General features: G+C 73.4%; 8 protein-coding genes. 2 read left to right on the top strand and 6 right to left on the bottom strand.

The features are described from left to right. The first annotated feature begins 73 nt into the window (after positions 1 to 73). Positions 74 to 514, top strand: coding sequence for a DUF4259 domain-containing protein (locus ACH4E8_RS09040; RefSeq protein ID WP_361969084.1), 441 nt, complete (start codon positions 74 to 76; stop codon positions 512 to 514). Positions 515 to 871: 357 nt separating this feature from the next. On the opposite strand, the gene mfd is transcribed toward ACH4E8_RS09040, so the two are convergent. From mfd to ACH4E8_RS09010, 6 genes are all read right to left on the bottom strand, one after another. After that, entirely contained in the window at positions 872 to 4,402 is a 3,531-nt protein-coding gene (mfd, locus tag ACH4E8_RS09035) for a transcription-repair coupling factor (RefSeq protein ID WP_398445821.1), read from the bottom strand. Positions 4,403 to 4,691: 289 nt separating this feature from the next. Next, positions 4,692 to 7,265, bottom strand: a complete 2,574-nt coding sequence (locus tag ACH4E8_RS09030; RefSeq protein WP_398445819.1) for an ABC transporter permease — start codon at positions 7,263 to 7,265, stop codon at positions 4,692 to 4,694. Then, positions 7,262 to 8,050: an ABC transporter ATP-binding protein gene (locus ACH4E8_RS09025; RefSeq protein WP_398445817.1), complete on the bottom strand. Its 789-nt coding sequence runs from the start codon at positions 8,048 to 8,050 to the stop codon at positions 7,262 to 7,264. Before ACH4E8_RS09025 ends, ACH4E8_RS09030 begins: the two co-directional genes overlap by 4 nt. Positions 8,051 to 8,906: 856 nt before the next feature. Further along, positions 8,907 to 9,983 carry a cellulose-binding protein gene (locus ACH4E8_RS09020; protein WP_398445815.1) on the bottom strand — a complete coding sequence of 359 codons (1,077 nt, stop codon included), beginning with the start codon at positions 9,981 to 9,983 and terminating at the stop codon, positions 8,907 to 8,909. A gap of 435 nt (positions 9,984 to 10,418) precedes the next feature. Beyond that, a complete protein-coding gene (locus ACH4E8_RS09015) occupies positions 10,419 to 12,809 on the bottom strand; it encodes an SUKH-4 family immunity protein (protein WP_398446113.1) in 2,391 nt (796 codons plus the stop codon). A gap of 7 nt (positions 12,810 to 12,816) precedes the next feature. Beyond that, positions 12,817 to 13,872, bottom strand: a complete 1,056-nt coding sequence (locus ACH4E8_RS09010; protein ID WP_398445813.1) for an SMI1/KNR4 family protein — start codon at positions 13,870 to 13,872, stop codon at positions 12,817 to 12,819. Between the two features lie 228 nt (positions 13,873 to 14,100). Between ACH4E8_RS09010 and ACH4E8_RS09005 the strand changes: the two genes are divergently transcribed. Then, positions 14,101 to 14,616, top strand: coding sequence for a YwqJ-related putative deaminase (locus ACH4E8_RS09005; RefSeq protein WP_398445811.1), 516 nt, complete (start codon positions 14,101 to 14,103; stop codon positions 14,614 to 14,616). Positions 14,617 to 14,618: the final 2 nt, after the last annotated feature.

The following is a 14,618-nucleotide window of genomic DNA, read 5'->3' as shown; positions in this document are numbered from 1 at the left end:
CGGTCCCTACGTGTTCGGGGTGTCAGCGGGGCGTGCCACCATCGGGGTGGGAGACACCTCGGGAGGGACAGCAATGGGGACCTGGGACACCGGACCGTTCGACAACGACTCCGCCGCGGACTTCGCCGGGCGGTTGGACGACGCCGCGCCCGGCGAGCGGGAGGCGATCGTGCGGTCCACCTTGATACGCGCGTTGGAGGTCGCCGCCCCCGACTTCCTCGACAGCCACGAGGGGGACCAGGCCGTGGCCGCCGCCGCGCTCGTCGCAGCACAGTGCCCCGACGGCGAGACCGTCAATCCGAACTACGGCCCCAAGCAGCCCCTGCCGGTCTTCGGCCCCGGCCTGCGACCGCTCGCCGTCCGCGCCCTGGACCGGGTCGTCGAGGAGGGCTCGGAACTGGTGGAGTTGTGGGAGGGCGAGGACGCGGTGGAGTGGCGCAAGGGCGTCCACCGGCTGCGCTGCGTGCTCACCGCGCGGCCCGGGGCGTACGAGGAGGTGCCGCGGGGCGCGTAGCCTCCGGCCGCTGAGCGTGTGCCCTGTTGTCCCAGGCCCGAGCAGACGCGGCTTCGCCATGCGGCGAGCCGCGGTATCGCGCCTGCGACCCGGTGGTGTGCTGGTCGCGCAGTTCCTCCCCCTGTGCCCTGCGGGCACGGGGGGGGGACCCCAGCGCCCCAGACCTGCCCGCCGTAACGCCTACACGCGGCTCAGTCTCCGAGGCCCGGTGGAAACCAACCGAGCCCGCAGAGCAACGGCGAGGTCTTGAGGGCGCTGGGGGTCCCCAGGGGCGGAAGCGGCAAGCCGCAGACGGGCCGCAGACGCGACAACACAGCTCGCCGCACGGCGAAACCGCGGGCCGGGGACGCGCGGGCCTCAGTCGGACAGGATCGTGGTGAGGAACTCGCCCGTCCAGGAGAGCAACTCGCGGCCCACGACCGGCTTGCCGCCGATCTGGCCGCTGGTCGGGCGGGGCACCAGCACCTGGTTGACCGCGGGCTTGATGACCGTCCGCGGATACAGCCGCTTCAGCCGCAGCTCCTGGGACTCCCGCAACTCCACCGGCGCGAACCGGATGTTGTTGCCCTGTAGGACGATCTCGGAGACCCCGCAGGCGCGCGCCAGCATCCGCAGACCGGCCACCAGGAGCAGGTTCTCCACCGGCTCCGGCAGCTTGCCGTAGCGGTCGGTCAGCTCCTCGCGCACCGCCTTGATGTCGTCCTCCGTGTTGACGGAGGCGATGGCGCGGTACGCCTGGAGCCGCAGCCGCTCGCCGGGCGCGTAGTCGTGCGGCACGTGCGCGTCGACCGGCAGCTCGATCTTGACCTCCAGCGGCGGCTCCTCCTCCACGCCGCCCTCCAGCGAGGCCCGGTAGTCCGCGACCGCCTCGCCGACCATCCGGACGTACAGGTCGAAGCCGACGCCCGCGATGTGGCCGGACTGCTCGCCGCCGAGGAGGTTGCCCGCGCCGCGGATCTCCAGGTCCTTCATGGCGACGTACATGCCCGCGCCCATCTCGGTGTGCTGGGCGATGGTGGCCAGCCGCTCGTGCGCGGTCTCGGTGAGCGGCTTCTCCGGCGGGTAGAGGAAGTACGCGTACCCCCGCTCCCGGCCGCGGCCGACCCGGCCGCGGAGCTGGTGCAGCTGCGACAGGCCGAAGTTGTCGCCGCGCTCCACGATCAGCGTGTTCGCGTTGGAGATGTCGATGCCGGACTCCACGATCGTGGTGGAGACCAGCACGTCGAACTTCTTCTCCCAGAAGTCGACGACGACCTGCTCCAGGGCGCTCTCCGACATCTGGCCGTGGGCGGTGGCGATCCGCGCCTCGGGCACGATGTCGCGCAGCCGGGCCGCCGCCCGGTCGATGGACTCCACCCGGTTGTGGATGTAGAAGACCTGGCCCTCGCGGAGCAGTTCGCGGCGGATCGCGGCGCCGATCTGCTTCTCCTCGTACGGGCCGACGAAGGTCAGGACGGGGTGCCGCTCCTCGGGCGGGGTGGTGATGGTGGACATCTCGCGGATGCCGGTGACCGCCATCTCCAGGGTGCGCGGGATGGGGGTCGCGGACATGGTGAGCACGTCCACGTTGGCCCGCAGCTTCTTCAGCTGCTCCTTGTGCTCGACGCCGAAGCGCTGTTCCTCGTCGACGATCACCAGGCCCAGGTCCTTGAACTTGGTCTCGGACGCGAACAGCCGGTGGGTGCCGATGACGATGTCGACCGAGCCCTCCTTCAGCCCCTCCAGGGTCGCCTTCGACTCGGTGTCGGACTGGAAGCGGGAGAGCGCGCGGACGTTCACCGGGAACTGCGAGTAGCGCTCGGAGAAGGTGCCGAAGTGCTGTTGCACGAGGAGGGTGGTGGGGACGAGGACGGCGACCTGCTTGCCGTCCTGGACGGCCTTGAAGGCGGCCCGCACCGCGATCTCCGTCTTGCCGTAGCCGACGTCGCCGCAGACCAGCCGGTCCATCGGGATCGCCTTCTCCATGTCCTCCTTGACCTCGGCGATCGTGGAGAGCTGGTCGGGGGTCTCGGCGTACGGGAAGGCGTCCTCCAGCTCGCGCTGCCAGGGCGTGTCGGCGCCGAAGGCGTGGCCGGGGGCGGCCATCCGGGCCGAGTACAGCTTGATCAGGTCGGCGGCGATCTCCTTGACGGCCTTCTTCGCCCGCGCCTTGGTCTTCGTCCAGTCCGCGCCGCCGAGCCGGTGCAGGGTCGGGGCCTCGCCGCCGACGTACTTGGTGATCTGCTCCAACTGGTCGGTGGGGATGTACAGCCGGTCCCCGGGCTGGCCGCGCTTGGCGGGCGCGTACTCGACGACCAGGTACTCGCGGGTGGCGCCCTGCACGGTGCGCTGCACCATCTCGATGTAGCGGCCGACGCCGTGCTGTTCGTGGACGATGTAGTCGCCGGTCTCCAGGGTCAGCGGGTCGATCGTCTTGCGGCGGCGGGTGGGCATCCGCCGGCCGTCCTTGCCGGCGGCCTTCTGACCGGAGAGGTCGGTCTCGGTGAGGACGGCGAGCTTGAGGCCGGGGTCGACGAAGCCGTAGTCGATGGAGCCGCAGGCGACGTGGACGACGGCCGGGGAGATCTCGGCGAGGTCGGCGTCGAGGCGGGCGGGGACGCCCTCGCCGCCGAGCACCTCGACGGTGCGGGCGGCCGGTCCGTGGGCCTCGGTGACGAAGACGGTGCGCCAGCCGTCGGCGAGCCAGCCCTTGGTGTCGGCGAGGGCGCGGGCGGTGTCGCCGCGGTACGCCTCGGGGGCGTGCATGCCGAGTTTGAGGGTGTCGTCGGAGAGCTCTTCGTCGGCGGCGAAGGGGGCCACCGACCACCACATCACGTCCAGCTCGCGGGCCCGGTCGCGGACGTCGGCGATGCCCCACAGCGATGCGGCGTCGAGGTCGATGGGGGCCTTGCCCCCGCCCGCGGTCGCCGCCCACGACGCCTGGAGGAACTCCTGCGAGGTGGCGACGAGGTCCGCGGCGCGGGTCCGCACCCGCTCGGGGTCGCACACCAGCGCCATGGCGCCTTCGGGGAGCACGTCGAGGAGGAGTTCCATGTCGTCGACGAGGGCGGGCGCGAGGGACTCCATGCCCTCGACGGCGATGCCCTCGGCGATCTTGTCGAGCATTTCGCCCAGCTCGGGGTGGGCCTCGGCGAGCGCCGCGGCCCGCTCCCGCACCTCGGGCGTGAGCAGCAGCTCCCGGCAGGGCGGCGCCCACAGCCCGTGCTCGGCGACCTCCAGCGAGCGCTGGTCGGCGACCTTGAAGTAGCGGATCTCCTCGACGTCGTCGCCCCAGAACTCCACCCGCAGCGGGTGTTCCTCGGTGGGCGGGAAGACGTCGAGGATGCCGCCGCGCACCGCGAACTCGCCGCGCTTCTCCACCAGCTCGACCCGGGAGTACGCGGCGGCCGCGAGCGCGTCGACGATCTCGTTCAGATCGGCCTGCTCACCGGTGCGCACGGCCACCGGCACCAGCTCGCCGAGCCCCTTGACCTGCGGCTGGAGCACGGACCTGATCGGCGCGACGACGACGGACACGGGCCCGGCCGCCGGGTCGTCGGTGGACGGGTGCGCGAGGCGGCGCAGCACCGCGAGGCGTCGTCCGACGGTGTCGGAGCGGGGCGAGAGCCGCTCGTGCGGCAGGGTCTCCCAGGCCGGGTACTCGGCGACGGAGTCCTCGGGCAGCAGCGACCTGAGGGCGGCGGCCAGGTCCTCGGCCTCCCGCCCGGTGGCGGTGACCGCGAGCACGGTGCGCCCGCTGTCCCGGGCGAGCCCGGCCACGACGAACGGCCGCGCGGCGGCCGGCCCGACCAGGTCGACGTGGCGGCGTGCCGCACCCCGGGCGGCCTGCACGGCCTCGGTGAGCGCGGGGTCACGTACGACGGCGTCCAGCAGACCGTGCAGACTCATGAGAGGCGTTCCATCCCGGTGAAGCGAAGCGGGTGCGGGCAACACGAACGGCCCGGCACGTCGTGCGGGCCGGGGATCCCCCCAGCGTACGCCCGCGCCCCTGGACCCCGCGCGCCCGACGACGGGGATCGGCCACGGTCCGTGCAGGCGTCCTCACGGAACGCGGGAAGGCGGGAACGCGCGAAGGCGGGAACGGTCGCGGGCCCGTTCCCGGAAGCTCGTCGCTTCCGGGACCGGGCCCGCCCCCCGATTCCCCCGTTGGTCCTCCGGTCCCTCCCCCGCGGGTCCGTCAGTCGGTCGCGATGGCGTTCAGGACGTTCATCCTCCCCGCGCGGAACGCGGGGACCAGCGCCGCGAAGAGCCCCACGAAGGCCGAGCCGACGAAGACCGTGGCGATGGTGGGCCAGGGGACGTCCAGGACGCCCATGCCCTCCAGGGCCAGCAGCCGGTGCGCCGTGGTGCCCCAGCCCAGGCCCAGCCCGAGGCCGAGGAGGGCGCCGAAGAGGGCTATGACGACGGATTCCAGTCGGATCATCCGGCGCAGTTGGCGGCGGGAGAGGCCGATGGCGCGCATCAGCCCGATCTCGCGGGTCCGCTCGACCACGGAGAGGGCGAGGGTGTTCACCACGCCGAGGATCGCGACGATGATCGCGAGGGCGAGCAGGCCGTAGACGATGTTCAGCAGTTGGCCGATCTGGTCGCGCAGGTCGTCCTTGAAGTCGGCCTGGTTCATGACCTGGTACTGCGGATAGGCGTCCAGGACCTTCTTCAGGGCCGCGTACACCTGCTCCACCTGGCCCTCCTGCGCCGAGGCGAAGAGCATGCCGACCTGCGGCAGCTTGTCGGCGGGCAGGTGGGCCCGCGCGGTGGCCGTGCCGACGAACATCGAGTCCTGTTCCAGCGTCGACTCGTCGGCGGTGACGGCGCGGACGGTGAGCTCCGTGGTGGCGCCGCCGCCGAAGGCGACCGTGAGCCGGTCGCCCAGCTTGACGCCGTGCTTCTGCGCGTACGCCTTCCCGACGGACATCGCGCCCGCGGCGTAGGCGTCGGACAGCTCGCCGGCCGTGGTGTTGATCCGCAGGTCCTTCGCGTACGTGGGGTCGGCGGCGGTGAGCATCTTGCGGCTGGAGCTGCCGTCGGGGGCGGTGACCTTCGCGGAGACCGTCCGGTACTCCGTGACGTGCTCGACGCCGTCCGTCTTGCGCATGGCCTGCGCCACCTGGGGCACGATGGGCTGCCCGGAGGACTGGACGATGAAGTCGGCGCCGACGGACTTGTCGACCTCTTCGGTCGCGGAGGCGACCATGGAGGAGCCGACGACGGAGAGGCAGGCCACCAGGGCGAGCCCGATCATCAGGGCGGCGCCGGTGGCGCCGGTGCGGCGCGGATTGCGCAGGGCGTTGCGCTCGGCCATCCGCCCGACGGGGCCGAAGGCCCGCAGCACCAGGGTGCTCAGGACGCGGACGACCACGGACGCCAGCAGCGGTCCGACGACGATGAAGCCGAGCAGGGAGAGCAGGACTCCGAGGCCGAGGAACATGGAGCCCTCACTGGCCTTGTCGGCCTGGCCGGCGACGACCAGGGCGCCCGCGCCGGCCGCGGTGAGCAGCAGGCCGACCGCGGCCCGGACCCGGCCGGACCTGCCGTCCGCGGGCATGCCGCTCTCGCGCAGCGCCGCCATCGGCGAGATCTTCGAGGCGCGGCGGGCCGGCACGTACGCGGCGACGACGGTGACGATCACGCCGAGGACCAGTCCGACGGTCGGGGTGGTCCACTTCACCGTGAGGTCGTCGGTGGAGAGGTTCATCCCCATGGAGCCCATCAGCTCCATCAGGCCGACCGCGAGGCCGACGCCGGCGGCGACGCCCGCGAGGGAGCCGACGACGCCGAGGAGCAGCGCCTCCACCAGCACGGAGCGGTTGACCTGGCGGCGGCTGGAGCCGATGGCCCGCATCAGCCCGATCTCCCGGGTGCGCTGGGCGACCAGCATCGAGAAGGTGTTGACGATCAGGAAGATGCCGACGAGGAGGGCGATCCCGGCGAAGCCGAGCATCGCGTACTTCATCACGTTCAGGAAGGAGCCCAGCTCTTCGCGGTCGGCGTCGGCGGCCTCCTTGGCGGTCTCCAGCTTGTACGGGGCGCCGAGTGCGCTGGCGACGTTCTCCTTGAGCTGCCGGTCCGCGACGCCTTCGGCACCGGTCACCGCGATCGAGGTGAACAGGCCCTCCTCGCCGAGCAGTTGGCGCTGCGCGGTGGCGGTGTCGAAGAAGACGACCGCCGCACCGGGGTTGGTGACCTTGAAGGAGGCGAAGCCGCTGATCTTGGCGGTGAAGTCGCCGCCGACGGTGATGGTGCGCAGTTCGTCGCCGAGCTTGAGGTCGTGCTTGTCGGCGGTGTCCTTGTCGACCATCACGTCCGTGGGACCGCGCGGCGTGTTGCCGGAGGTCACCTTGAACATCTTGAGGTCGCTCTCGGACCAGTTGCTCGCGATGGTGGGTGCGCCGGAGGTGGCGCCGACGTTGTCGTTGTCGGCGTTGACGACGGTGACGCTGGTGCTGGTCACCCCGCCGGCGACGGAGGCGACGCCGTCCGCCGAGCGGATCTGCTCGACCGTCGACGCCGGCATGGTCGGGGGCCGGCCGGTGGCCCCGTCGTCCTCCACGTCGTCCGCCGAGTCCTTGGGCTGCACGGTGACGTCGGGGGTGGTGGAGGCGAAGAGCTTGGTGAAGGTGGTGTTCATGGTGTCGGTGAACACCAGGGTGCCGCAGACGAAGGCGACCGAGAGCAGGACCGCGATCGCGGAGAGCGCCATGCGCCCCTTGTGGGCGAGGAAGTTGCGCAGGGAGGTGCGGAAGACGGTCACGACGTACGCCCCCGGGCGTCGAAGTCCTTCATGCGGTCGAGCACGGCCTCGGCGGTCGGCCGGTACATCTCGTCGACGATGCGGCCGTCCGCGAGGTACAGGACCCGGTCCGAGTACCCGGCGGCGACCGGGTCGTGGGTGACGATGACGATCGTCTGCCCCAACTCGTCCACGGAGCGCCGCAGGAAGCCGAGGACTTCGGCGCCGGCTCTGGAGTCCAGGTTTCCGGTGGGCTCGTCGCCGAAGATGATCGCGGGCTGCGCGGCCAGCGCGCGGGCCACGGCGACGCGCTGCTGCTGGCCGCCGGAGAGCTGGGTGGGGCGGTGCTTGAGCCGGCCGGCGAGACCGACGGTCTCCACCACCCGGTTCAGCCAGGCGCCGTCGGGCTTGCGGCCCGCGATGTCCATCGGCAGCGTGATGTTCTCCAGGGCGTTGAGCGTGGGGAGCAGGTTGAACGCCTGGAAGATGAAACCGATGCGGTCCCGGCGGAGTTGAGTGAGCTTCTTGTCCTTGAGTCCGGTTATCTCGGTGTCGTCGAGGTAGATCTGACCGGAGGTCACCGTGTCGAGCCCGGCGAGGCAGTGCATCAAGGTGGACTTGCCGGAGCCGGAGGGGCCCATGATGGCGGTGAACTGCCCGCGGGCGATGTCCACGTCGACGTGGTCGAGGGCGACGACGCGCGTCTCCCCCGAGCCGTACGCCTTGACGATCTGCCGACCGCGCGCGGCGACGGCCGTGTGCCCTCCGGTGGCCCCGTGGGGCGGAATGGTCGTAGCCGTTGTCACGGTGGGTCTCCTCAGTCGATCTCGTCTGTCGCGCTCGAAGGCGGGGCGGGGCGGGGCCGCTCACGCATCCGTGAAAAGTCTGTCTGCGGGACCCCGGTCGGCGCGCTGGTGCGGGTCACCGTCTTGAGGCGGGGGTTTACCCCACCCCCCGGTGGGGCCCGCCCCCGTGCTCCCCGACTCCGGTCCCCCGTTCCGGAGTCGGGGAGCACGCCCGCCGGACGTACGCGTACGGGCACAACCGCCCCGTAACTGCGCGCTCCTGAGCTGCGGACTCCTGCGAACTCCTGCGGGCCGCCCCCGCGAGAAACACCGTAGGGAATCGGCCCCCGCCGGCTCGTCGTCCCTCGGGACGAACGTCTCCCGGGCAGTTCTAGGGAGATGCCCCTAGGGGACTCCACCCCCGGGTGGAGACCCGTCTCGGGGTTCGCGCGTCCACCCTCGGCCCGAGAGGTGGGTTCGGGCCGCACCTCGCCCCGTCGGCGGGCCGCGACCCCCGCGACCCACCACCTAAGGGGAGGGCCCCGACCGCGACGCATGAGGAGCAGCGCCTCTAGACGTAGCCGCCGTTTCCCCGCGGGATCGTTGGTCTCCGCGGCCCGGGGTGGGCTGTTCCCCGCGCCCCTAAAAACCTCCGCCCCAGCCCGCAGACAAATGACGGGGAGGGAGCACATCAGGGGCGCTGAGGGTCCCCCCACGCCCTCTGGGCGTAGGTGGGGGTGCCCCCGTGCCCGCAGGGCACAGGGGGCAGAACTGCGCGAGCAGCCCACCACCGGGCCGCAGGCGCCAGCACCGTGCGTGTACTACGGCGCCACTGCGCAGGCAGGCGGGAAGGGCCTGCGGGGCTCAGGGACGCGCGCTACGGCGTGTGCGCATCGTGCTCGACGGGCTCGGGGGTCTGGGCCTCGGGCGCGGCGGGCGCGGCGGATTCCGTGGGGGCGGCCTGGACGGTCGCGGCCACCGGCTCGGCAGGCGCAACAGCGGCAGGCGAAGCCCCAGCCGGCACCGGCGGCGCCGGGTCGGCCGGGATGCGGCCCGCCGTCAGCGCCACCAGGCTGTTCCGTACGTGGGCCATGTGGTCCCGCACCTCCTCCCGCGCCGCCTCGTGCTCGCGCACCACCCGCTCCGTCTCGCGCTCCGTGCGCTCCTCCTCCGCCCGCGCCGCCGAGAGCGCCTCGGCCGCCCGGGTCTCGGCGTCGTCCTGGAGGTGGCGGGCGTACTTCTCCGCGTCCGCCGACTCGCGTTCGGCGTCGGAGAGCAGGGCTTCCGCGCGCGCGGCGGCGTCCGCGCTCCGGGCGTCCAGGGCCGCCAGCCGCTCCGCGGCGGCGAGTTCGGCGGACTGCCAGCGGTCGGACTGCTCGGCCTCAAGGCCGGCGAGCATGTCCTCGGCGCGGTGGCGGGTCTCCTGCCATGCGGCGAGCGCTTCGGCGCGCCGGTCGCTGGCCTCGCGGCGCGCCTCCATCAGGGCCGCGCCGCCGCGTTCCCGTGCGTCGGTCAGCAGCCGCTGGGCGTACGCGTCGGCGGCCGCCCGGTCCGCTTCGGCCTGCTCGCGGGCGGCGTCGCGCAGGCGCTGCCCGTCCGCGTCGGCCGCGTCGGCCTGCGCCTGCGCGTCCTCGCGGGCGGCCGTGCGCACGTGGTCGGCCTCCTCCCAGGAGAGCGCCAGCAGTTCGCGGGCCCGTCCGCCCAGCGTCTCGAACGTCTGGGGGCCGAGCCCGGCGACGACCTCGCGCAGCCGGGCCGCCTCCGCCTCCATCTGCCGCGCGAGGACGGTGAGGCGCGCGGCGCGCTCCCAGGCGGCGTCCCGGTCGTCCGAGAGCGCCGCGACGTACGCGTCGGCCTCCTCCGGGCGGTATCCACGGCGTGCGACGTCGAACCCATCAAGGCCGCTGCGGCCGGCGCGGCCGTGGGGCGACGACGGTGCGGAGACGGTACTCATCCTGCGAACCCCTTCGGCTCCCGATAACACATGACGCGATAGTGCGCATATCATCCAGGATCCAAACGAAGTGGTCACAAAACGACACTCGGCAGGAGAACCCGAAAGAGTACGAAGGGGTTCGGTGACGAAGGCAAACGGAGGAGGGGCGCCCGGTCACCAGACCGAGGTCTAGGGCGTGTTTCGAAAGTAGCGCCGTCTGCCCGAAGGGCGGGGCCGACGGCGTCTGGTGCCGTGCATCGCAAGGCGGAGGATCGTCCTCGTACTGGACGTACTTGGCCGACTCCGACAACGCGGGGTGGGGGTCCCTCCCGCGCGTAGCCGCGGGGGAGTGCGGTGCCAGGCGTCGTCGGCCAGGCGGGACTTTCGAAACACGCCCTAGTGCGGTGACCGAACGCCCCTTTGGGCATCTCGTGCGCGGACGCTACCCGCGCGCTACAGCAATCCGTCCCACATCTGCTCCAGCAGCACCGACCACCAGCTCTCCGGGGACGCGAGCGCCGCCGGGTCGAGCGCGGCCAGGTACGCCTGGAAGTCGACCGTCCACCGGCCCGCCTGCTCCGGGTTGAGCCCGTACCGCAGGCGCCACATGTGCCCCAGCAGCGCCATGCAGCGCACGAACTCGGGCAGCCCCGAATTCACGAACTGCGGCGTCACGGGCCGGCCGTCCGCCGGCGCCTCCACCGGCACGGCCACGATGTTCGCCGTGCCGTACTGGACGCAGATCGCCCGGCCGAAGTCGTTGCCGACGACCAGGTACGAGGAGGCGTCCGCGGCCGGCTGCACCTGCCGCTGGAGCGCCAGTTCGGCCAGCGTCGGGATGACCGGCTGGGCCGGCTGCGCCCAGAAGAACGGGTTGAAGTCGATCGGCACGCCCGCGTACACGAGGGTGGTGGCCACCACCTCCGGCACGCCCTGGCGGGAGACCGCCCGCTGGTCGAACCGGCTGACGCCGGTCGGACCGAAGGCGTTCGCCAACTCCTGTGCGAGCCCCTGCGGCGGCACCGGGGGCGCCGGCTGCACCTGCGGCAGCGGTGCGCGCACCGGCGCCGGGCGCGCCGGCCCGTCCGCGACCTGGTGCAGCTCGCCCTGGTGGGTGATGAGCTGCTGCATGCCCTGCTGCCGACCGGCGTGGTCCGTGCCGTACGGGGCGATGTTGGTGATCCGCGCCTGCGGCCAGGTCTCGCGGATCATCCGGGCGCAGTAACCGCCGGGCAGCTCGCAGGACTCCAGCTCCGTGTGCAGCTCCAGCACCTGCGACGGGGGCACGTTCAGCGCCCGCAGCTCGTGCAGGATCTGCCACTCGGGGTGCGGGGTGCCGGGCGCGCTGCGCCGGATGAGCTGGGCCTCCGAGCCGTCGGGCGCGCGGTAGCGCAGCACGGCCTGGTAGCCGGGGCCGACCGTGGGCCGGGTCGGCTGCTGCGGATAGCCGTACGCACCGGGAGCACCGGGAGCACCAGGAGCACCAGGAGCGCCGGGCGGCCCGGGTACGGCCGGGGGCGGGCCGGGCGGCGGGCCGGGCGGCGGGGTGGCACCGGGCGCGGGGGGCGGCCCCGGAGGGCCCACCGGCCCGGGACGTCCGGGCGGGCCGGGCGGGCCGGGCGGCGGCGGCGCGCCGGGGCCCAACGGGTTGGGGCCGGCGAGCATCGTCGCCGCGTGGTGCACTCCCCCGCCGGCCGACGGGTGGGACGGCGGCGGCGTGGGCGCACCGGGCGGCCCAGCGGGGCCGGGCGGTGCGGGCGGCGGGGTGTCCGGGCCGATCTGGGAGACCAGTTGGGTCGGCAGGTAGCCGGCCGCGGGCGCGCCGGGCGCCCCCGGCCCCGTCGCAGCGGGCACCGCGGGAGGCGGCGGCGGGGTGGCACCGACGGGCGGCGGGGGCGTCGGCACGGACGGCGGCGGCGTGGGCGCGGCGGGCGGCGGAGTGGCCCCCACCGGCGCACCGGCGCCAACCGACGTACCGGCGCCACCCGACGTACCGGAGGACACGTCCTGCCCCGGCTGCAACGGGCGCTCGACCGCCGTCGGCGGCAGTTGGCTGCCGCCCGACATGTACGCGGTGGGCAGGTCCGCGCCCGTCTCGTCGGCGTTCGCTCCGGGCAGCGGCTGCTCGAACACGGTCGCCGGCAGCGGTACGGACCCGTCGTCCGCGCCCGCGGCGGGGGCGCCGTGGCTCGGCGTGGGCCAGGAGCCGCCCTGGGACGCGCCGCCCGACGTGCCGCCGCCCGACGTGCCGACCGGCGCGAAGGGGTCGTCCCGCTCGCTCCCGCCGGAAGGCCGAGACGCCCCGGACGAAGGAGACGACGAAGAAGAGGGCGACGCCGCAGACGACGAAGCTGACGGCGGGGCGAACGGGTCGCGGCCGCCCGACGTACCGCCGGTGCCGGAGCCGGCGGACCCGGCACCGGCACCGGCACCCGAGCCGGACGTCGCGTCGTCGCGGCGCTCCGGCACGCCCATGCGGTCCGCCGCCTCCTGGAGCCACTCCGGTGGCGTGATCAGGAAGGACGTCTGGTTCAGGTCGATGCGCTGGGGCCGTTCGGGCGCAGCGGGCGCCGGTGCGTCCGCGGCCGTCCCGTACTCCTCCTCGTACCGCCTGATCACCTCGCCCACCGGCAGCGCCGGCCACAGCGTGGCCTCCCCGCTGTCGCGGGCGATGACGAGCCGCTGCCCGCCGTCGTCGGAGCGGACGCCGCCCTCGCGGTCCTCCGCCCAGACGACGAAGCCGAGGTCGAACTCGCGCACCCGCACCTCGCGGTGCTGGTACGCCGGCACGTCGCCGTTGACCCACTCTTCCGCGCGCTCCTGCGCCTGCGCGAAGGTCACCATCGGAACGTCACTCCCCATCCGGTCCGTCGTACGCACCCGCCGCGCCGGCCACGGGCACGGCCCGCGCGAAACCGCCGTCCACCATGAGCCCGGCCACCGTCTCCAACTCGGGCGGGCTGCCCGCCAGCCGCTTGAGGAACGCGTCGAAGTCGTCGCCGCAGGGCAGCAACAGCCGCTCCGCCCGCTCCTGGACGTGCCAGCCGTCCCGGTCGCGCACGTCGTCGTACGGGCAGAACCAGACGGAGCCGACGGCCTCGCCCCTGACCTTGACGGCGAGCAGGCCGCCCTGGAGGAAGGCGACGCCGAGGTAGTCCTTGGTGAGGTGGTCGCGCAGGCACTTGTTGGCGTACACCAGGTCGTTGACCGCGGCCTCGTCGCGGACCGTGAAGAACGGCTGGTCGACGAGGAGGCCGAGCGCCGGGTCGAGCGCCGCGCCGACCGGGGCGCAGCCGCCGGCGGCCTTGAGGAAGGTGCGGTACGCGCCGGGCAGGCGGTAGCCCAGGTCCTCTTCCACGCCCAGCAGTTGCTGCTCGCTGACGGCGACGCCGCGGCGCGGCAGGCCGAAGTGCGCGGGCCGGGTCTCCTGGAGGGGGCGGGTGCCGCGCTTGCCCTGGTCGACGGCGGCGGTGGCGAGTCCGCCGTGGTGCCGCAGCAGCGCCTTGACCTCGGCGGGGACGAGTTCGAGGCGGCGGGTCCCGGGGACGTGGTGCCAGGTCCAGCCGTGCGGGGTGGCGACGGCGGGGAGGGTGTCCCACAGCTCGTGGCCGTCGGCGTGCAGCGCGGCGTTCGCGGACACGTAGTCGGTGAGGCGCAGTTCGTCGATGCCGAAGCCCTCGGGCGGGTCGGCGATCTCCGCGGCGGCACGGGCGTACGGCGAGAAGTCCGGGTAACCGTCGGCGTCCACGCGCACCCCGCGGGGGTGGCGGGCGGCCCGTACCGGGTCCGGGAAGTTCACGACCTGACCGGCGTACGCCGCGTTCGGCGGCGCTTCGGGCACCGCGGCGGGTTCCTGGGCCCCGGGGCCGGGAGGCTCGGCTCCCGGTCCTGGCCGACCTGTCGTCATGGGTTATGCCCCCTGCTGGCTTCCGAATGTTCGGGACAGCCTATGCGGGTGGGCGCACGGGCGTCGCGCGTGCGCCGGGGGCCGCCGTTGACCGTCACCGCGCGTCACATCCGGGTGACCGAACAGGCATCGGAGAACACGTTTCATCGCCCCAGCTTCCCCCTGGCGCACGGCGTTTGGCAGGCTGTTCGTTGCTCGGGGGGAGCGGACGGGAGGGGCCACCGCGCCATGCACACAGCGCAACCGAATACCAAGAGCGACACGGGTGATCCTCGTCTCAGCTGGAGCAGCGACGAGGGGACGCGTGCGCCCGCCCTGCTCCACCGCCGCGACGGCATCCTGCCGACGGTCGCCGCGGCGCTCTCCGTGCGCGGGCAGACGCTGACGTCGACGGCGGCGAAGGGCGACCGGGCGCCCGTGCTCCACCCGCTCGTCCAGGACTTCCTGGACACCCTCACCAGCGCGCAGCGCGAACGGTTCACCGGGCGCTGCCCGGAGGCGATCCTGCTGTCGCGGCAACTGTCGGCGGCAGACGGCAAGCGCTCCAAGCGGGCGCAGCGCAAGCCGCTGACGTACAGCGAGGCCAAACGCGCGCTCAAGCAGGCGAAGGTGACGGCGCGCCGGATCCGGGAGGACGGCGACCCGCTGCACGGCACCTACGCGCCGCCGTGCCGCTCCTGCACGGCGATGCTCGACCACTTCGGCGTGAGAGCCGTGGACCCCACCGCACCCGAGAACGGCTGACC

The sequence above is a fragment of the Streptomyces sp. NPDC017979 genome (assembly GCF_044328175.1).
GTDB lineage: Bacteria > Actinomycetota > Actinomycetes > Streptomycetales > Streptomycetaceae > Streptomyces.
This window is presented reverse-complemented; position numbering and strand designations above follow the sequence as displayed.

Excerpts from the sequence above, each read along its gene's own strand:
- ACH4E8_RS09015 (WP_398446113.1), bottom strand. The coding sequence starts at position 12,809 with ATGGTGACCTTCGCGCAGGCGCAGGAGCGCGCGGAAGAGTGGGTCAAC.
- ACH4E8_RS09010 (WP_398445813.1), bottom strand. The coding sequence starts at position 13,872 with ATGACGACAGGTCGGCCAGGACCGGGAGCCGAGCCTCCCGGCCCCGGG.
- mfd (WP_398445821.1), bottom strand. The coding sequence starts at position 4,402 with ATGAGTCTGCACGGTCTGCTGGACGCCGTCGTACGTGACCCCGCGCTC.
- ACH4E8_RS09020 (WP_398445815.1), bottom strand. The coding sequence starts at position 9,983 with ATGAGTACCGTCTCCGCACCGTCGTCGCCCCACGGCCGCGCCGGCCGC.
- ACH4E8_RS09005 (WP_398445811.1), top strand. The coding sequence starts at position 14,101 with ATGCACACAGCGCAACCGAATACCAAGAGCGACACGGGTGATCCTCGT.
- ACH4E8_RS09040 (WP_361969084.1), top strand. The coding sequence starts at position 74 with ATGGGGACCTGGGACACCGGACCGTTCGACAACGACTCCGCCGCGGAC.